An 18762-nucleotide genomic window follows, 5' to 3' on the forward strand; every position below is an offset into this window, starting at 1 on the left:
TTCGAAGAAAATAAAGTATTTACTTCATACAGTTAGCGGCTTCAACAAATCAGAAGATTCCGTTCTCTCTTTTCGGGAGGTGGATCGTTACTCCCCGGAATACAGGCCGATGCGGTTTCCTAGCGTTGACAGCCTCTTTGGCTTCTGGCCCAGCTGACCGGCCAAGGAGGTCAATGCATCTTTGAGTTGCTGCTCGTTCCAATACACGTAAGGACTTTTCCACTGGCCCTCTACGGTCTGCATTTGGATTTGGTCCGGCTTCATTTTTTTGTAATTGAGGAGCCAGCGCTCCAGATTTTTTGCGGGAATGTCCGTTTGGACCTGTTCCCCGATAATGTCAAGCACCTGCCCCCATTGGCTGATGCCTTTAAATGAAGTAAGCTTGTCCAGGACCTGGTTCAGCACCTGCTGCTGGCGCCGGTTTCGGTCGAAATCCGAGGACGGCGATGATCCGTCGTTGGACTTCCGGTAACGGACAAAGTCAAGCGTCTGCTTGCCGTCCAGATGCTGCATGCCCTTGCGCAAATTGATATCCGTGCCGTCCGCCGTATCCTTGTAGCGCATGTCCATGTCGACGTCGACATCGACGCCGCCGACGGCATCGATGATTTGCCGGAATCCTTCAAAGTTGATCATGACCATATAATCGACCGGGATATGAACCAAATCGCCGAAGAACTCCTTCGTATCGGCCATGGCCGCCGTTTTGTCCTTGATATAGTAATGGGCGTAAAAGTAGTTGGCTTTGTGCGTTCCCAGCTGGGGTTGGCTGATTTTTAAATCCCGGGGAATGGACAATAGGCTTGCCGACTTCTTTTCAGAATTCAGCGCCCCCAAAATCATCACATCGGTATTGATCGTGCCCCCGCTGCCTTCGCGGTTATCGATTCCGGCGAGCAAAAAGGTCATAGGCTTCATGTCCGACTCGGTTACGCTTTCAACCGGCGGCTCGCTGACGGTCCCGCCCTGTTCCTGCTGCTGGGACTGAGGTGCGTAATATTCGGCAGCAGCCGATATTTTATGTAAGGTTGATATCGCTTTATGGTGCAAAAATCCAAGGAATCCGCCCACTCCGATGATCAGCAGCCCGATTACGGCCGTGAGGCTGAGCATCCACTTGCGGAGCCGGCTCATTTTCTTCTTTTTTTTGGAACGCGGTGTCATAGCATCCTCCAATCCTTTTCTATCAAAAAAAGCACTATACATATGTATACTATAATTATTACAAGCGAGCAACTTTACATAGGTTTCATTATACAATGTACAAAAATAGGTGTTTAATAAAACCTTCGTTGTCCCCTCAATCGAATTGTGCATTTGTTTCCTTGACATCCGGCACATTCTGGAATAAGATGGATTCGTAAATGACAGTAAGTGCTGACAGACAATTATGCTCTTAAGTTCGTATTTTTGCCTAAGGAGGGAGAAGGCAGTGAGGGATGATAGAATGGCTGGCCAGCCGGTCGTGTGGGTCAACGCATTTCAGGTGAAGCCGGGCAAGCTGGACGAATTCATTCAGGTTCAAACGGAAGAGCTGCGTTCATTTGCACAACAGGGCATCGTCAAGGGAGTGCTTGGAAGCCGCCTCTTGCGCGCAACGAATCGTGACAGGGCTTTAGCCATTGCACTTTTTGAAAGCGTCGAGGCACACCAAACCTGGCTCAAACAGACGGATTTCTCCGCGCATTACGACAAGATCAAGGATCTGATCGAAGGGGCGGAAGGCGATTATTATACGGTCGAGGCCGCCTACGGAGCAACGATTGAATAAATAAGGCGGCAATGTTCGGATTGCATGATGGATGTCGGTGCGCATGAAATAATGAAGTGCACAATGAATGACAGTAAGCGCTTACTGTAATGATGCGTGCACAATGAACGATTTTGATCTATGAAGGGAGTTATGAAGTCATGATGAATATTGGAATTATCATTGGAAGCACCAGACCTGGACGCAACGGGGAATCGGTGGGCCGATGGGTGCATGAAATCGCAAGCGGGCGAAGCGACGCCAGATTTGAATTGGTCGATATTGCGGATTACCGGCTGCCGCTGTTCGATGAGCCGATGTCACCGATCATGGGGCAGTACTCCAAAGATCATACGGTGGCCTGGTCGAAGAAAATCGCCGAGTTTGACGGCTATGTGTTCGTGACTCCCGAATACAACAAATCCATTCCCGGAGCGCTGAAGAACGCCATCGATTTCCTGTATCATGAATGGAACAACAAGGCGGCAGGCATCGTGGCTTATGGCGGCGGCGGAGGCTCGCGTGCAGCGGAGGCGCTTCGTCTGATTCTTGGCGAGCTGATGGTAGCCGACGTTCGCGCTCAGGTAGGACTGTCATTGCACGCCGATTTTGAAAATTACACCGTCCTGAAACCGGGCGCCCATCAGGAAGCGGCGGTTCACGCCATGCTGGATCAGCTTGTGTCCTGGAGCGAGGCTCTGCATACCGTCCGGGAGAAGGAGAAAGCCCACGCCTAAAACGCTCTCAAACTTTACGCTTGAAGCCAATCCGGAGGAGGCTGCCGGGTTGGCTTTTCTCATGGGAGAGCGTTCTCTCCTGCGCTAAAGCGATATTTTTTCTACTATATATAATGTGGTTTTGGAAGCATGTGAGCCTGCCCTTCGATCGAGATTCCCTTGACAAGAGAGTCAGGGGCCGCTAAGATTAGAATGAACGTTCTATCGTATTCCAAAAATGAAAGCAGGCTGGAGGCTAAACCGATCATGTTTGAGAAATATAACAAAGTTCAGCGGGCAGTATTGGAAACGACGCTGCGCATTATTATCGAAAAAGAGCTGCAGGCCACGTCGATGGCGCTGATTGCCAAGGAATCGGGTGTGTCGACCGGAAGCATTTATCATTATTTTTCAAGTAAGGAAGAAATTATCAACGAGTTGTATCGAGCGATCGTTCTATACAACGGGGAGTATGTTACACGGGGGATGGACGCCAAGGAACCGATCCGAACCCGCTTTAATCGTGCTTGGGAGAAGGTGTTCCAAGTCAGCCTGACGCATCCGGAAGGTTTTCAGTTTATTGAACAGTATTCGTTCTCCCCGTATATTAACGATGCCGTCAAAAGGGAATCGTATGATGGCGGCTGGTGCAAGTCGATGGCAGCTCTGTACGCCAAAGCGATCGATTACGAGTTGTTCATCGAGCAGGAGCCGGCCATGATGGTGCAGATGCACTACGGCACGATGGCTTACCTGGTCAAAGGGCATTTACAGAATCACTTTACGCTGACGGATGACGTGATTCAGACGGTCATTAACTCCTGCTGGAAGTCGGTTGCCAAATAACGCCGCACCGTAGGTGTGGTTTTTCAGCCTGCTAGAATGAACGTTCAATATGGATGTGAAAAGGAGCGATCAAGATGAGCAAAACGATATTGATTACCGGAACCAGCTCGGGTCTGGGTAAATTAACGGCGATCCATTTTGCGAAAATGGGGTGGAATGTGGCGGCGACGATGCGCACGCCGGAAAAGGAAACGGAGCTGACGGCATACAGCAACATTCAACTGTTCAAGCTGGATGTAACCGATATCGAACAGGTTCGAAACGCCGCGAAGCAGGCGATCGAAGCCTTCGGCACCATCGACGTTGTCGTGAATAATGCCGGCATGGGCACTTACGGGGCGCTTGAGCTGGCGGAAGAAGAGGCGATTGACTGGCAGTTTGCCGTAAATACACGGGGGCCAATCAACGTGATCCGGGCCTTGCTGCCGCATTTTCGGGCGAATGGGAGAGGAATGTTCATCAATGTCAGCTCCTTCATGGGCGTGACGAGCGCGGTTCCGCTGGGATCTTTGTACAACATGTCCAAATTTGCCCTCGAGGGACTGACGGAAGGCCTCTATTACGAACTGAAACCGCTGAATATCGAGCTGAGGCTCGTGGAGCAGGGAGGATCGTCCGGCAATAACTTTATGAACAATATGATCTGGAATACAAATCCCGACATACACGACTACGATGAGCTGACGGCCGGGCTGAAGAAGCGGTTAGAACAACCGCAGGCCGCCGATGCGGACGATCCCCAGACGATCGTGGACGTCATTTCGGATCTGGCGACCGGAAAGAGCAAGAAATTCCGTACACTTGTGGGGGATGTGGCTCACGAATTAGTTCAGCTCAGACAGTCCGTGCCGATCGAGGAATACTTGGAGACGATGCGCAAGACATTCTTGTAATCATCCATCTTCCTGTTTAACGAATCCTGCATGAAGCATAAACAAACAGCCGTATGGCTCTGCTCTAATTCGATTAGAATGAACATTCTATCGAATGCGGTGGCAATCTAAAAAAAGATCAACTCCAATGGGGTTGATCTTTTCCTTTTTCGCAGATGATAAACATGATGATTCCGGTTAGAACCATTTCTCGGCCCATTCCTCAACGGCTTGAAGCGCTCTGCCGAGCTCGGTCCCTTTGCGTGTCAGGGAATACTCCGTACGGATCGGCCGCTCGGTAATGACATTGCGGATGATGATACCGTTATCCTCCAGCTCTTTAATGCGTTCGTTGAGCATGCGTTTGCTGAGATCAGGGATGTATGCATGAATTTCGCTAAAACGCTTTGGTTCCTCCATTAGGGTATGAACAATCAGGCTAACCCACTTCTTCCCTGTGATCTGGTGTGCGAGCTCTACCTTTTCGCATAAAAGCCTGGCGCGTTTCTCATCCATAGTGCTGACCCCCTTGTGTGCACTGGTTACTTAATATTAACAAGTTATGATCTCTGTCAGGATTCCAAATCCAGCCTTCAATGGTCATACATTGCCATTATAATATCATAGAAAGCGCTGTCATCAAAGGGGATTTATCTCCGTTCATAATTTGGACAAGAATCTGTTGACTAATCGCTTAAATGGGTTTATGATTGCCAATGTGAATTCAACAGGTTATTAAAAGTAACCTTGTTGCAACGGATTTAGCTGCCAGCATGCGCATGGTTTTTGGTGGGAATGGAATGGAGGAGTCATACGTGGACAACATGACATTTGTCTTGTTTGGAGGAACAGGGGACCTGGCAAAGAGAAAAATATACCCTGCACTCTACAATCTGTTTATAGATAAAAAGATGCCTGAAGCGTTCTCGATTATCGCCTTGGGCCGCAGAGAACAATCAAATGCAGATTTTCAGCAAAACGTAGCGAAATCGCTGCAAACTTTTTCAAGAAGAACCGTAAATGATCCGGCCGCTTTGGAGGCTTTTCTCCAAACGATCCGGTATACCGTCCTTGATGCCAATCAAGTGGAGGATTACCATAAGCTGCGGAGCCTAGTAGAGTCGCGTGAACAGGAACTGAACATTCCTCAGAATCGCATGTTTTATCTCTCGGTGGCGCCGGAGTTTTTTGACGTGATCGCCTTAAATATTAAAGATAGCGGGCTTGGCTCGACAAGCGGATGGAAACGTCTGATTATCGAGAAGCCGTTCGGGCACGACCTGAAGTCTGCCCGCCATCTGAACGAACAGCTCAGCAAAGCGTTTGACGAAAGCGAAGTTTACCGCATCGACCATTACCTCGGCAAGCCGATGGTGCAGAACCTTGAAATCCTTGAGTCTTCCAACCCGATTCTCAAAGCGCTGTGGTCCAACCATCACATTGCCAACGTGCAAATTACGGCAAGTGAGACCGTCGGCGTGGAAGAGAGAGCCGGATACTACGATAACTCGGGCGCGATTCGCGATATGGTGCAGAACCATTTGCTTCAAGTGCTGATGATGGTTAGTATGCGTCTTCCGGGCAAAGGCGATGCGAACGAAGTCCGCATGAAGAAGAAGAACGTCATGCAGTCCCTTCGTCCGCTGCAGAAGGAAGATGTACTAAAGAATGTGATCCGCGGCCAATATGCTGCCGGTCATATGCAAGGGAAGCCGGTTCCCGGTTATCTCGATGAGCCGGGCGTTCCTGCGGGCTCGAAGAACGATACCTTTATCGCTACGCGTCTCTGGATCGATAATTACTTCTGGAGCGACGTTCCGTTCTACATTCGCACAGGCAAGAGAATGAAGGAAAAATCTACGCGGATCGTGATTGAATTTAAAGAGCCATTGAAGGGACAAAATACCACCATTGATCCGAACCTTCTCGTGATTGAAATCAATCCGAACGAAGGCATCTTCATGCAATTGAACAAAAAAAATCCGCTGAACGATTCCAAGCTGGAGCCGATGCGCATTCACTTTCATGAGAATGGAAAGGACGTGCCGGAAGCTTACGAAAACCTCATTTATGATGCGGTTCGCGGCGATTCTACGTTCTTTGCCCATTGGGATGAAGTCGAATTGTCCTGGCAGTACGTGCAGCCGGTTCTGGACGCATTCGAGCAAGACAGCGTACCGCTTCATTTGTACCCTGCAGGTTCGAACGGACCTGAGGCGTCTGACCGCCTGCTGGCGGAGGACGGCTTCAAATGGTGGCTGGATACGGAACCTGAAGCCGTGAAGGAAGAAGAAAAGGTGCTTGTGGTTCAATCCTGAGCCAGGTATTAAACCATACTGGTAAAGGTTTCAATATACAAAAAAGAGAAAAAAAGCATGGTGTGGAGGGAATTATAATGAAAGTCGGATTGATTGGATTAGGCAAAATGGGTTTGAACTTGGGACAAAATTTGATGGATCATAACCACAGCGTGGTTGCATTCGATTTGAACACAGCCGCTGTTGAAGACATGAAGGGCAAAGGTGCCGAGGGCGCTGCAAGCCTGACAGAGCTTGTATCCAAACTGGAATCGCCAAGAATTTTGTGGATCATGGTCCCTCACTCCGTCGTGGATTCGGTCCTTGACGAACTGAAACCTCTGTTGTCCAAAGGCGACATCGTCATCGAAGCCGGCAACTCGCACTACAAAGAGTCGATTCAAAGATACAACCAAATGAAGGAATTCGGCGTAAGCTACCTCGACGTAGGTACTTCCGGCGGTATGGAAGGCGCTCGTAACGGCGCTTGCTACATGGTCGGCGGGGATCAGGAAGCATGGAACATCGTTGAGCCGATCTTCAAGGATACCGCTGTGGAAAACGGCTATCTGTACGCAGGCAAATCCGGCAGCGGCCACTTCCTGAAAATGGTCCATAACGGCGTCGAATACGGCTTTATGGCTGCCATCGGCGAAGGCTTCGAAGTGCTGGAGAAGAGTGATTTCGATTTTGACTACGAGAAAGTAGCCCGCGTTTGGAACAACGGCTCGGTTATCCGTTCCTGGCTGATGGAATTGACGGAAAAAGCCTTTGCCAAAGACGCGAACTTGGACGAAATTAAAGGAATTATGCAATCTTCCGGCGAAGGTAAATGGACTGTGGAAACGGCTCTTGACCTGCAGACCGCTACTCCGGTCATCGCTCTGTCCCTGCTGATGCGTTACCGTTCCCTGGATAACGATACGTTCACAGGTAAAGTGGTTGCCGCGCTGCGCAACGAATTTGGCGGCCATGCTGTAGTTAAGAACTAATTCTAATCAAAGACAAAAATAAGTGGAGGTTGTGAAATCATGAAATTTTTCATCGACACTGCAAACCTGGACGACATTAGAAAAGCATATAAAGTAGGCGTTCTTTCCGGCGTAACGACGAACCCTTCCCTGGTTGCCAAAGAAGGCGTGAAGTTCGAGGATCGTATCGAAGAAATTTTGAAGGCTGTTCCTGAAGTGGAATCCGTATCGGCGGAAGTTACTCCGGATGCGGAAACTGCAGAAGATATGATCGCACAAGCCGATGAACTGATCAAAATCAACGGTGGAGACAAAAACATCACGATCAAGCTGCCAATGACACTGGCTGGTCTTGAAGCTTGCCGCTACCTGACGAAAAAAGGCGTAAAAACGAACGTTACCCTGATCTTCACCGTGAACCAGGCTTTGCTGGCTGCACGCGCAGGCGCAACGTACGTATCTCCGTTCCTGGGCCGCCTGGACGATATCTCGGAAGACGGCGTGCTGCTCGTGTCCAAAATTGCTGAGCTGTTCCGCATTCATAACCTGGACTCTCAAATCATCGCCGCATCGGTTCGCCATCCGGACCACGTAACCCGCGTAGCGATGGCCGGTGCACATATTGCTACCGTTCCATTCAGCGTCATCGCGCAGTTGGTGAAACATCCACTGACAGACCAAGGCATCGAGAAATTCGCTGCCGACTGGAAAAACGCAACGAAGTAATATTTCAGCAGAGCAGCTGAATAAGCTATATATTAGGATAAGAAGGCTTCCTTTCTGCCGGGCCGCGGCGGAGGGGGGCCTTTTTAGCTTACAGAAATGGATACGTTCGAGAGGCCCGCGCCAAAGGGTTAAATCAAGGCCGGTGCAAAATCCCCATTGGGCGGGGGACTTTGGAATTCGTGGAAACAGAAGGGGGAGGGGTTATCGACCAAAATCAGGTGTAAAATTTTTGTTATAAGTAAATTTTCCCTTTCTTGGGAGGGGTAAAGGGTGTATGATATTTCGTACCTAATAAGACCACTGAGAAGACACAAGAGAATTTGGAGGACTCATGGATACACTTCCAAAGGCAATCATGAACGCGCTGGAGCAGCACGGCGTTGCAAGCGAAAGCGTGCTCTGCTGGCTGCTGTGCGACCGGGCCCTGGAGAACGGGTTCAGGGATACGTATGTGCTGCTGACCCGTGAGGAGCTGTTGATCTTGTCCCATGATCAGGCGCCTGTGCGGGAGAAAACGTACAGCGGGTATGCGGCAAACGCCCCATTGAAAGGGCTTTCTTCAGAAAAAGAGGCCAAGTGGGAGCTCGAGGCGCTGAAGGTCCGGGACATCGAATCGCTGAGCATCGTCAATTTGGTAGCCTCCGGCATGGTCGTTATCAAGGCTCCGGAGGAGAGAGCCGTTGCCGCGTTCACGAACGGCGGCATGCGGGGCGCGGCCAGACTGGCCAAAATCTTCGAGAAGCTGAAGAAAAACGAAGAGCTCGGTCCGGAAGAGCTGCAGCATGACCATGGGCGGGCCGCATGCCCGAAATGCGGCATGATCTATCCCGAAGAGGGGCGTCAAGTTTGCCCCAAATGTATGAAGAAGCATGCCGTCTTCGGCAGGCTGCTGTCCTTTGCGGGCAAGTACAAAGTCTCGATGTTCTGGATCGTGCTGTTTATGCTGCTGAACTCGGCGGCAGGGCTGTTTATCCCTTACTTTCAGGGAACCTTGCTGTTCGACCAGGCACTGGGCGGCAAAGGCACGTTTGCAGGCCAAATCGGGCTGGTCATCGGTCTCATCATCGTATTTCGGACGCTGTCGCTGCTGTTCGGGGTCATTTTCGGCGTCATCAACGCCAAGATGGCTGCGAATATCGCCTTTGACCTGAAATCGAGCGTGTTTCACGCCATGCAGAGGCTCTCTCTAAGCTTCTTTGAGAAGAAGCAGACGGGGCAGCTGATGACCCGCATCAACAATGATGCGACCGAGCTGCAGTATTTTTTCGTCGACGGCATTTCGTATTTTGTGGTCAACGCCATGAACATCATCGGGATCGTTACCGTGCTGCTGATCATGGATTGGAAGCTGACCCTGCTGTGCCTGCTTCCTCTCCCCTTCGTATTCCTGCTCGTCCGCAAAGTGTTTCCCAAGCTGTGGCGGCTGTCCATCCGCCGGCATAAGCGGATCAGCGCGATGAATGCCATCATCAGCGACACGATCCGCGGCACGCGGGTGGTGAAGGCGTTCGGGAAGGAGCAGATGGAGAATGCCCGTTTCCAGCGGGCCAGCGGGGCTTTTTCCGATGCGGAGCAGTCTTTTAACAAAATGGGTGTGACCTTGTTTCCCGTATTGAACATTCTTACGCAGATTGGCGGCATTCTCATTTGGGCCTTCGGCGGCTGGAAAGTAATGCAGGGGGATTTTACGTTCGGCAAAGTGATGACCTTCATGAACTATATGCTCATGCTGTACGGCCCGATTCAGTTTATGAACAATATTATGAACTGGTGGTCTTACTGCATGTCCGCGGCGCAGCGGATTTTTGAGATCCATGACGCAGTCCCGGACGTGGTGGAGAAGCCGAATGCGATGCAGATTTCGGAAATGCGGGGTGAAATCCGCATATCGAACGTAACCTTCGGCTACGAGCCGAACAAGGCGATCCTGAAAGAGGTATCACTGCACGCCAAGCCTGGTCAAATGATCGGTGTTGTCGGGCACTCAGGAGCCGGAAAGTCGACGCTGGTCAACCTGATTCCGCGGCTGTACGACGTCAATGAAGGAGAGATCCGGGTCGACGGTCTCCCGATTAAAGATGTGTCCATGGCGTCCCTTCGGACGCATATCGGCATCGTATCCCAGGATGTCTATGTCATGTCCGGAAGCATCGCGGAAAATATCGCCTATGCCGATCCGGACTGCACCCTGGCGGATCTGATTCACGCCGCCAAAGTGGCCGGGGCGCACGACTTCATTGAGAAGCTGCCGGATGGCTACGACACCATTGTCGGTACCGGAGGGCATAACCTTTCCGGCGGCGAGAAGCAGAGGCTCAGCATTGCCCGGGCCATTCTGCACAATCCGAAAATATTGATTCTGGATGAGGCTACCGCCTCGCTTGATACGAAAACCGAGCTGCAAATTCAGGAGGCACTCGATACGCTCATTAAGGGAAGAACGACGATCGCGATTGCGCACCGCTTGTCCACGTTAAGAAACGCCGACTATCTGGTCGTGCTGGAGCATGGCCGAATCGTTGAGGAAGGAACGCATGGACAGCTGCTGGAGAAGGAAGGGGCTTATTACGACCTGGTCAAAAAGCATGACGAGGCGCTGAAGATGAATGAGGTGATTACGGCATGACACTTAAGGATGTAAGTGTTAGCGAGATTCTAAGGCCCGAGGACGGCGGGAGCAGCCCCGGTCTCGCGGAGGCGGCGCAAATCCGTTATTTGTCCCCGGACGATACGGTCTTTACCCTGACGGAAGGCCATATGCTGAACGTGAAGACGGGGGGCAAGGAGCACGCCGGTGTGTACGTGCACTGCTCTTTTCCGCATACGAACAAGCGAATCTATTTATCGATTCGGAACATTGAGAACGAGGAGATCGGGATGATCCGATCCCTAGACGAGTTCCCGGTGGAAACGCAGCGGATGCTGGAGGAGCAGGTGGAGCTGCGGTATTTTGCTCCGGAAATCATGAAGGTGCTCTCTGTCAAAGAGGAGTTCGGATATTCGTATTGGGATGCGGAAACGACTTCGGGACGGTGCCGGTTTACGGTCCGCGGAGGCGGCGGGAGCGTCAAGCTGATGACCGCAAGCCGGCTCCTGATCATGGATGTGGACGGCAACCGGTTTATCATCCCGCAACTGGACCAACTGAGCGACAAGGAATACAAAATGGTTGAATTATGCATGTAGGTTGAACTTCGACACCTGACGATACGAAGACGGAGGTATTCATGAACCTTAATTTTACACTGCCGGAGCGCGAGCAAGGGACCGCCGCGCAGGCTGTGGGGGAGCATATCCGCTATTGCGTGCCTGTCGATTTGACGCTGGGCGGGCAGCGGACGGAAGGCTATTTCGTGGTCGGCGAGCAGAAGTGGGCTCTGCTGCTGGAGGGCCGTGTGGTCGACAGCCGCCTGATTGCCGATGCAAAGGAATACAAGGTGGTGCCGCTGATCGGCAGTGCCGTGCTGGAAGGGGACGAGGCCGGCACCAAGTTTATTCTCACCAGGCTGTCCATGAGGCATGCGGCGCGATACGGTTATATCGCCCAGATTTTGAACGACCTGTCCAGGCAGCGGAGAATCCGTATTTACAATGATGAAGAGGAGCCGGTCTGCGCGAACTGCGGCGGACCGCTCATCCGCGGAACGCGGGTGTGCCGGAAATGCATGAACAAAGCCGCGGCCTTCAAGCGGCTGTTCTCGGTGGCGATGAATCATAAAAGAACTTTTGCGATCGGGCTTGCGGTAACGTTTGCGGCGTCCGCCATATCCATGGCGGGCCCGTACTTTCAAAAGCTGCTGGTCAATTCCTCGCTGCAGCCGCCTCCCGGCCAATCGCCGAGCGTCCCCGTGTTTATCTGGGCCATTCTCGGCCTGCTCTTCGTCCTCGTCGGCGGAGAGGGGCTAGGCATCATCAAAGGGCGGATCATGGCGGTGGTCAGCTCGCAAATCGCGGCCGACCTGCGCAAACTGGTCTATGAGCGGATCCAGAGCTTGTCCCTCGGGTTTCTGACCACGCAGCGGGCCGGGGACATCATGAACCGAGTCACCTCGGATACAGACCGGATCCGCAATCTGGTTCAGGAGCTGTTTACGACGGCCGTCTTTCAGCTCATTATTCTCGTGTCCGCGAGCGTGCTGCTCTTCTCAGCCGATTGGCGTCTGGCTTGCGTCGTGCTGCTGCCGGCGCCCCTCGTCGCCTACATCCAGCGGTATATATGGAAAGGCGTACTGTGGAAGCTGTTCCGCAAGCAGTGGAGGGTGTACGACAAGGCGAACTCCTTCCTGCATGACGTGCTGAGCGGGATCCGTGTCGTCAAGGCGTTCGGCAAGGAAGAGCGCGAGGTGAAGCGGTTCAAACAGTATAACGCCGAGTTTGCTGCGGCGACCATCCAGACCGAGAAAGTATTCAGCATCCTGTCACCGATCTCGAACTATCTGATCCAGACGGGGCAGTATCTCGTGCTCCTCATCGGATGCAATATGATTCTCGACAAGCAGATGTCCCTCGGGGAGCTGGTGCAGTTCAGCGGATACGCCGGCATGATTTACGGGCCGATCGCGTGGCTGATGTTTATGCCGAGATGGCTGTCCAATGCGATTATTTCGGTGGACCGCATCTTCTCGGTGATCGATGAGCAGCCGGAAGTGATGGATTCCGAGGCGTCCGTCAAACATTCGATTAAGGGAACGATTACGTTCCGGAATGTGATATTCGGCTACAAATCGTATGAGCCGGTGCTAAAGGAAATTAATGTGGAGATCAAGCCGGGGGAAATGATCGGCCTGGTCGGGCATTCCGGGTCAGGGAAGTCGACGCTGATCAACCTCGTTTCCCGGTTTTATGACGTGAATGAGGGCGAAATTCTCATCGACGGGGTGGACATCCGCCGGATCGAGCAGGAGCATCTGCGCTCGCAGATCGGCGTTGTGCTGCAGGAGACATTTCTGTTCAGCGGCACGATCCTGGACAATATCCGGTACTCGAAGCCGGAAGCGACGTATGAGGAAGTGCTTGAGGCGGCGAAGGTCGCCAATGCGCATGACTTTATCCTGCGCCTGCCGGACGGCTATGATACACGCCTCGAGGAGAACGGCGGCAACCTGTCCGGCGGGGAGCGGCAGCGGCTGGCGATTGCCAGGGCCGTGCTGAACGACCCGCGGATCCTGATCCTCGACGAGGCTACCGCCTCGCTCGATATCGATACGGAGAGCGCCATCCAGGAGGCGCTGCAGCGGGTCACCCGCAACCGGACGACGCTGGCGATTGCGCATCGCCTCTCGACGCTGCGGCATGCCGACCGGCTAATTGTCCTCGATAAGGGCGAGATCGCCGAAATCGGTACGCACGCCGAGCTCGTGGCCAAAAGAGGGATCTACTACAACCTCATCACCGCGCAGCGCAACATGTCCAAGAAGGCCGAGGCGGTGGGTTAGTCCGAGTCCGGCGGTATGGTTGCGCCGAGAGGCTTGGACAGGCGAAATGTAGAAGATATAGTTGTTACAAAACACCCCGACTCTATCGCGATAGAGCTGGGGTGTTTTTGTTTTTGGTTAAAAGCTGTCGTCGTAGTTACGTTTATTGTGAATGTGTTCGAATGAGGACGGAATAAGTGCCATAATGCATCTAATTTCGGGGGAAAGGAGCCCTTTTGAAGGAAATAAGTGCGAAAGTGCATCTGTGTGGGCCGAAATGGTTCCAAAAAGGCTGAAACGCTCAAGATAGATGCACATGTGCAACTATTTTTATCTAGCCTCACTTTTCCTTCATAAAAAGTCCAATCAGCAATAGAATCACACCCGTCAAAAAGAACAGCGGCATCAGGATCATCAGGAGGCCCAGGGCGGCAAACCCGTCATGAGCGACCCAGTCCCCGTATAACAACGCAACGAGCCACGAAAACACGAACGCGACCGGCAGCATCGTCGTGATTCCCCACACGATATATTTTCTTTTCGCCGACCGACCTTTGCTCAGCATAACGGCCAAGCTTAACGCAGCGATGACGATAATTGCTCCGATAACCAGTGCCACCCGGAATCCCTCCTTGGGGGTACTTGCTTGTTTTTTGTTTGAAACCATAGATGAAATATTGTATTTCGAAAAGGCTTGGGGACAACCCCCTCACAATAGCTCATTAATAAAACAATTTGAAAACGGCATAGTTGGTTTTTTAAAATCGGTTTTTCGCTGCCGCGCAAAGGTAAAATCATCCATTTGTTGAATAGTATTTCAGTAAGGGCCTTAGGCCAAGAAGCCTATTCTTGTGGGGGAGGAATGCACATGGCGCGCCGATGGGTGAATTCTTCGTACGCCTTTGCGTTGGGAATGTTCGCGATGATGGTTCCGAGTCAGGCATTCAGTTCGTTTTACAGCTATTTTTACGTGGAAAAGCTGGGGCTCGGCGTCGGGCTCGCCACCATCGCCAGAACCATTTTCCTGATCTGGGATGCGGTGAACAATCCGCTGTTCGGCTATTGGTCGGACCGGACCGATACGCGCTACGGCCGGCGCAGGCCGTGGGTGTTTGCCTCCATTCCGCTGTTTATGCTCACCTTCGTGCTGGTTTTCTCCCCGCCGGGCGGATTATCGCAAAACGGGCTGTTCACCTGGTTCCTGGTGACGCTTGTGCTGTATGAGGCGGTGGCGACCGTCCTGTGGGTCAACTATGGAGCGCTGTTTCCCGAGCTGTTCCGCGGCGACCGTATTCGCGCCAAAGCCTCCGCGATCCAGCAGGGCTATCAGGTGCTGGCTCTTCTTATCGCCACTGCGCTGACGCCTATTATTTACGCGGCGATCAACTTCTCCAATATGGCGATCGTGTACGCCTGCGTGTTCGGCATCTGCATGCTCATCTGCATGCTCAGCGTGCGGGAGCAGCGAGACCCCGGCAAGCCGGAGCCGATGAAACTGGCCGCTGCCTTTAAGGAAACGCTCAGCAACAAGAAATTTTGGGTCTTCAACATTTCCAACTCGTTCGCTCAGACGGTTAACGGGCTGGTCAGCTCGATGATCCCGTTCTACGCTAAATACGTGCTGCGGATTTCGGAGGGCCAGGTGTCGATTCTGCTGGCGGCCGTGTTTGTGTCCGTCATTCCGCTCGTAGGGGTATGGTACTGGATTGTCCGCCGGATGGACGGAGTGAAGGCTTGGCGGTTGTCGCTGATCCTGTACGGCTTGTCGGTTATTCCGCTCTGGTTCGGCTACAACCTGGTGAGCGGTGTGGCAGCCGGCATTGCGGTCGGCTTCGGCCTCGCCGGTTTTCTCGTCACGCCACCGATGGTCAGCGGGTGCATCATCGACGAGGACGCGGAGCGGACCGGGCGGCGGCGCGAGGGCATCTATACTGCGGTCAGCGGGTTCATTACCCGTTCAAGCGGGCTGATTTCGGCGCTGGCTTTTTACGTGGTCGGCCTGATCTTTGGTTATGAAAGCGGCGACAATCCGGGGTCGGATCCGGAAGCGACGTTTCGCTACTTGATTAGTGTCGTTCCGTTATGCTTATTGGTCATATCGGTTGTTATATCCTTTATGGCCCGTTTTGATTTTCATATGACGGGAAAAGGAGAGATGAACCATGGTCAAGAGGCTCATCATCAATTGTGACGATTTCGGGCAGAGCCCGGCGATGAACCGGGCCATCATGCATCTGCTTGAGGAGGGAAAGGTCTCCTCGGCGACAGTTATGGCGGTGGCGCCCGGATTTGAAGAGGCAGCCGCTTGGACCGCACGCCGCCGGCAGCCCAATGTGGGGCTGCACCTGACCCTGACCAGCGAGTTCGATGCTCTGCGCTGGAGCAGCCTGACCGGACACTCGTCGCTGCATGACGCCGAGGGCAAGCAGTACCGGACGGTCAGGGAGTTTGAGCTGGGCGCGGAGACCGGCGCCGTCGTGAAGGAGATCGACGCCCAGTACGAACGGGTGAAGCAGGCCGGCATCCGGATCAGCCACGTCGATAACCACATGGGCAGCCTGTACGGTATGGAGACGGGCCGCAGTCTGCTGCCCCAGACCTTTTGGAGAATTTCGCGCTGGGGTCTGCCGTCCCGCTTCTTCCGCTACATCCACCCCGATGACCCGCTCCTTCGTTCGCTGAGCGGCATTGAACGCCCGGTAGCCAAAGCAGCGGCACTGGCGGACACCTTCGGGGTGCCGATCCCTGACTACCTGCTGTCCCATCCCTTCGGGCTGGTGGAAGGGGAAACGTATGACAGCTTCAAACAGTCGATCATCGCCAAGCTGTACACCCTTCCGGACGGCGTCTGCGAAACCTATATTCATCCCGGCGCGGAAGATGCGTGGATGCTGGCCAACATTCCGCACTGGAAGAAGCGGGTGTGGGAGTTCCGTTTGCCCTTTGATGAAGACTTTGCATACGCTTTGAAGGACGCGGGCGTGGAGCTGACCCATTACGGCTATGTTCAAGAGCATCTGAAGCGGCCGCGTTTCAGGTCGGCTTTCCGGCTGATCCGGGAACTGACCCGGAAATAAGGTGGCGAATATACGTTGTGAGGCTCCGTGAAGCGGGGCCCTTTTGGCTTGGAATGATTTAACACCTTCCATAGGGGCTTGGTCTTTAGACACGGGAAACGCCTAAATGTTATAATATAGGTCAATTTTTTCGGGGGGTGTCTATTTGAGTATATGGACGTGGCTGCAGGATGTGATCGGCCGTGTCAGATGGATGGATGTGCTGGTTTCTGCCGGGATCATGGCACTTTTTGTGCTGTTGAACCGGTTCCTGGTCCGGTACGTGTTTTCGCTGGTGGGTAAGAAAAACCGGGAGAAGGAACGGACGCTGATGTGGAAAGAGGCGTTGGAGAAGCCGCTCCGGTTGTTTGTTGCCGCTCTCGGGGTGTATCTGGGATTGAAATATTTGCTATCCGTCCGTTGGGAGACCGCCAGCGCGTTGGACGGACTTTTCCGCAGCGTGGTGATTCTGCTGATCGGATGGAGCCTGCTCATTCTGTCCAACCGGTCTTCGTTTTTGCTGGAGCAGCTTAGCAAGAAGATCCGGCTGGATGATTCGAGTATGCTGATTCCTTTTATGTCCAAAGTGCTGCGGTTCGTGGTCATCGTCCTGACCATTACGCTGATCGGAACAGAGTGGGGGTTCAGTATCAACGGCCTGGTCGCTGGCATGGGGCTCGGCAGTCTGGCCATTGCCTTGGCTGCAAAAGATACGCTCGGCAATATTATCGGGGGCATCGTTATCATATTAGAGAAACCCTTTTCGAAGGGCGATTGGATCCTGACTCCCAGCGTGGAAGGGTTCGTCGAGGACATCACCTTCCGGAGCACGAAAATCCGCACATTTGCGGATGCCGTCGTGACGGTACCGAATGCTGCGCTGGCGGATCAACCGATCACGAATTGGAGCCGCATGGGCAAACGCCGGGTTACCTTTACGCTCGGCGTGGCGCTGGATTCGGACAGGGAGCGGCTGGCTGCCGCGGTCGAACGGATCGAGACGGGCCTAAGGGAGAATGAAAAAATCGACCCGAAAACGATCCTTGTTAAATTTACGGAGTTTCAGCAAAGCAGCCTGGGCATTTTCTTCTACTTTTTTTCGAAAACGACCGTATGGGCGGAACATCTGGCAGTGCGGCAGGAGGTGAATCTCACTGTGATGCAGGTACTGGAAGAAGAGGGAATACGCCTCGCGTATCCATCGCAGCGGGTATTCCTTGAAGAAGGAGCCGCGGAGGAAGAGGGGCTGCGCTCCGTTTCGAGCGCGGGATGATTCTTTCATAGGTATAAAAAAACATCCCTTCGCACACGGTTGCGAAGGGATGTTTTGGCTTATCCGGTTTATTTTCCGCTGTCCGCTCCGAACCAGCGGGGTTCTATAAACCGCTCAAGCCCTGTTAGATGTCCGACCAGTTCCGGTCGCCCGTCAGAAACTTCTCCGTCAGGATCGACAGAAGCTGAATGCCGACTTCGTTTTCCCCGCCTTCGGGAATGATGAGGTCGGCGTATTTTTTGGACGGCTCGATAAAGGCCTCGTGCATCGGCTTCACCGTCGCCAGGTACTGCTGGTGAATCGACTGGATGCTGCGTCCGCGTTCCTCAATGTCGCGCAGGACGCGGCGCAGGATACGGACGTCCGGGTCCGTGTCGACGAACACCTTGATGTCGAGCATCTCGCGCAGCTTCTCGTCCGACAGGACGTGAAGGCCTTCGATGATGACGATATTGTTCGGCGTCAGCTCCACTTTGTCGACCGAGGAGCGGGCGTGAACCGTAAAGTCGTACACCGGCGCGTAAGCGGTTTGGCCTTCTTTTAACTGACCCAGATGCTCGATGAGTAGTTCATTATCAAAGGCGAACGGATGATCATAGTTGATCAGTTCCCGTTCCGCCAGGCTAAGATGAGGGTTATCCTTGTAATAATTGTCCTGGGAAATGAAGGTGACCTTCCCCGAACCTAGACGATCGATGACCGAACGGGCCACCGTCGTTTTGCCGGAGCCAGTGCCGCCGGCGATACCAATAATAAGCATGACGAATCGTGTACCCCCTAAATGAAATGCCACCTGCAACTATAACCCAAGTATTGTAGCACAGCCGCCACTTTTTTTCAT

17 protein-coding genes are annotated in these 18762 nt (G+C 53.0%); 13 read left to right on the forward strand and 4 right to left on the reverse strand.

The genetic code is table 11. The features are described from left to right. Positions 1–87 precede the first annotated feature (87 nt). Positions 88–1164 (reverse strand): LCP family protein, encoded by a 1077-nt coding sequence (locus CJP46_RS22980; RefSeq protein WP_256992480.1) that lies wholly within the window; start codon positions 1162–1164, stop codon positions 88–90. 268 nt (positions 1165–1432) lie between these two features. Between CJP46_RS22980 and CJP46_RS22985 the strand changes: the two genes are divergently transcribed. The 4 genes from CJP46_RS22985 (at position 1433) to CJP46_RS23000 (ending at position 4205) form a co-directional block, all read left to right on the forward strand. Next, on the forward strand, positions 1433–1771 hold the full coding sequence (locus CJP46_RS22985; protein WP_179281285.1) for an antibiotic biosynthesis monooxygenase family protein: 339 nt from the start codon (positions 1433–1435) through the stop codon (positions 1769–1771). Positions 1772–1911: 140 nt separating this feature from the next. Further along, positions 1912–2487 (forward strand): NADPH-dependent FMN reductase, encoded by a 576-nt coding sequence (locus tag CJP46_RS22990; protein ID WP_094597968.1) that lies wholly within the window; start codon positions 1912–1914, stop codon positions 2485–2487. Positions 2488–2733: 246 nt separating this feature from the next. Next, entirely contained in the window at positions 2734–3312 is a 579-nt protein-coding gene (locus CJP46_RS22995) for a TetR/AcrR family transcriptional regulator (protein WP_094598239.1), read from the forward strand. A gap of 74 nt (positions 3313–3386) precedes the next feature. Beyond that, the gene (locus CJP46_RS23000) at positions 3387–4205 is read left to right on the forward strand and encodes an SDR family oxidoreductase (RefSeq protein ID WP_094597969.1); all 819 of its coding nucleotides are present in this window, start codon (positions 3387–3389) and stop codon (positions 4203–4205) included. A 177-nt stretch (positions 4206–4382) separates the two neighbouring features. On the opposite strand, the gene CJP46_RS23005 is transcribed toward CJP46_RS23000, so the two are convergent. Next, positions 4383–4700: a winged helix-turn-helix transcriptional regulator gene (locus CJP46_RS23005; RefSeq protein ID WP_076173085.1), complete on the reverse strand. Its 318-nt coding sequence runs from the start codon at positions 4698–4700 to the stop codon at positions 4383–4385. Between the two features lie 299 nt (positions 4701–4999). Between CJP46_RS23005 and zwf the strand changes: the two genes are divergently transcribed. The 6 genes from zwf to CJP46_RS23035 all read left to right on the forward strand — a co-directional run bounded on the left by zwf (position 5000) and on the right by CJP46_RS23035 (position 13613). Next, positions 5000–6502 (forward strand): glucose-6-phosphate dehydrogenase, encoded by a 1503-nt coding sequence (zwf, locus tag CJP46_RS23010; protein WP_094598240.1) that lies wholly within the window; start codon positions 5000–5002, stop codon positions 6500–6502. A 77-nt stretch (positions 6503–6579) separates the two neighbouring features. Then, positions 6580–7473 (forward strand): phosphogluconate dehydrogenase (NAD(+)-dependent, decarboxylating), encoded by an 894-nt coding sequence (gnd, locus tag CJP46_RS23015; protein WP_094597970.1) that lies wholly within the window; start codon positions 6580–6582, stop codon positions 7471–7473. Between the two features lie 39 nt (positions 7474–7512). Next, a complete protein-coding gene (gene fsa, locus CJP46_RS23020) occupies positions 7513–8178 on the forward strand; it encodes a fructose-6-phosphate aldolase (protein WP_094597971.1) in 666 nt (221 codons plus the stop codon). Positions 8179–8509: 331 nt separating this feature from the next. Then, complete coding sequence (locus tag CJP46_RS23025) at positions 8510–10804, forward strand: ABC transporter ATP-binding protein (RefSeq protein ID WP_094597972.1); 2295 nt, start codon at positions 8510–8512, stop codon at positions 10802–10804. After that, on the forward strand, positions 10801–11364 hold the full coding sequence (locus CJP46_RS23030) for a DUF1854 domain-containing protein (protein WP_094597973.1): 564 nt from the start codon (positions 10801–10803) through the stop codon (positions 11362–11364). The genes CJP46_RS23025 and CJP46_RS23030 overlap by 4 nt, the downstream gene beginning before the upstream one ends. A gap of 41 nt (positions 11365–11405) precedes the next feature. After that, entirely contained in the window at positions 11406–13613 is a 2208-nt protein-coding gene (locus CJP46_RS23035) for an ABC transporter ATP-binding protein (protein ID WP_094597974.1), read from the forward strand. Positions 13614–13932: 319 nt separating this feature from the next. Here CJP46_RS23035 and CJP46_RS23040 read toward each other — a convergent pair whose 3' ends face one another. Further along, positions 13933–14211 (reverse strand): hypothetical protein, encoded by a 279-nt coding sequence (locus CJP46_RS23040; RefSeq protein WP_256992481.1) that lies wholly within the window; start codon positions 14209–14211, stop codon positions 13933–13935. Positions 14212–14460: 249 nt separating this feature from the next. On the opposite strand from CJP46_RS23040, the gene CJP46_RS23045 reads away from it, so the two are divergent. The 3 genes from CJP46_RS23045 (at position 14461) to CJP46_RS23055 (ending at position 17921) form a co-directional block, all read left to right on the forward strand. Further along, positions 14461–15783 carry an MFS transporter gene (locus tag CJP46_RS23045; protein WP_094597975.1) on the forward strand — a complete coding sequence of 441 codons (1323 nt, stop codon included), beginning with the start codon at positions 14461–14463 and terminating at the stop codon, positions 15781–15783. Continuing rightward, positions 15755–16669 carry a polysaccharide deacetylase family protein gene (locus tag CJP46_RS23050; protein ID WP_094597976.1) on the forward strand — a complete coding sequence of 305 codons (915 nt, stop codon included), beginning with the start codon at positions 15755–15757 and terminating at the stop codon, positions 16667–16669. Before CJP46_RS23045 ends, CJP46_RS23050 begins: the two co-directional genes overlap by 29 nt. Positions 16670–16814: 145 nt before the next feature. After that, positions 16815–17921, forward strand: a complete 1107-nt coding sequence (locus CJP46_RS23055) for a mechanosensitive ion channel family protein (RefSeq protein ID WP_256992482.1) — start codon at positions 16815–16817, stop codon at positions 17919–17921. A gap of 124 nt (positions 17922–18045) precedes the next feature. Here CJP46_RS23055 and udk read toward each other — a convergent pair whose 3' ends face one another. Further along, entirely contained in the window at positions 18046–18681 is a 636-nt protein-coding gene (gene udk / locus CJP46_RS23060) for a uridine kinase (RefSeq protein ID WP_094597977.1), read from the reverse strand. Positions 18682–18762: the final 81 nt, after the last annotated feature.

It is taken from the genome of Paenibacillus sp. XY044, assembly GCF_002257645.1.
GTDB lineage: Bacteria > Bacillota > Bacilli > Paenibacillales > Paenibacillaceae > Paenibacillus_AQ.

What these genes read in the sequence shown, in the direction of transcription:
- CJP46_RS22980 (WP_256992480.1), bottom strand. Translation starts at nt 1,164, where the DNA reads ATGACACCGCGTTCCAAAAAAAAGAAGAAAATGAGCCGGCTCCGCAAG.
- CJP46_RS22990 (WP_094597968.1), top strand. Translation starts at nt 1,912, where the DNA reads ATGATGAATATTGGAATTATCATTGGAAGCACCAGACCTGGACGCAAC.
- CJP46_RS22995 (WP_094598239.1), top strand. Translation starts at nt 2,734, where the DNA reads ATGTTTGAGAAATATAACAAAGTTCAGCGGGCAGTATTGGAAACGACG.
- CJP46_RS23000 (WP_094597969.1), top strand. Translation starts at nt 3,387, where the DNA reads ATGAGCAAAACGATATTGATTACCGGAACCAGCTCGGGTCTGGGTAAA.
- CJP46_RS23005 (WP_076173085.1), bottom strand. Translation starts at nt 4,700, where the DNA reads ATGGATGAGAAACGCGCCAGGCTTTTATGCGAAAAGGTAGAGCTCGCA.
- gnd (WP_094597970.1), top strand. Translation starts at nt 6,580, where the DNA reads ATGAAAGTCGGATTGATTGGATTAGGCAAAATGGGTTTGAACTTGGGA.
- fsa (WP_094597971.1), top strand. Translation starts at nt 7,513, where the DNA reads ATGAAATTTTTCATCGACACTGCAAACCTGGACGACATTAGAAAAGCA.
- CJP46_RS23025 (WP_094597972.1), top strand. Translation starts at nt 8,510, where the DNA reads ATGGATACACTTCCAAAGGCAATCATGAACGCGCTGGAGCAGCACGGC.
- CJP46_RS23030 (WP_094597973.1), top strand. Translation starts at nt 10,801, where the DNA reads ATGACACTTAAGGATGTAAGTGTTAGCGAGATTCTAAGGCCCGAGGAC.
- CJP46_RS23035 (WP_094597974.1), top strand. Translation starts at nt 11,406, where the DNA reads ATGAACCTTAATTTTACACTGCCGGAGCGCGAGCAAGGGACCGCCGCG.
- CJP46_RS23045 (WP_094597975.1), top strand. Translation starts at nt 14,461, where the DNA reads ATGGCGCGCCGATGGGTGAATTCTTCGTACGCCTTTGCGTTGGGAATG.
- CJP46_RS23050 (WP_094597976.1), top strand. Translation starts at nt 15,755, where the DNA reads ATGGTCAAGAGGCTCATCATCAATTGTGACGATTTCGGGCAGAGCCCG.
- udk (WP_094597977.1), bottom strand. Translation starts at nt 18,681, where the DNA reads ATGCTTATTATTGGTATCGCCGGCGGCACTGGCTCCGGCAAAACGACG.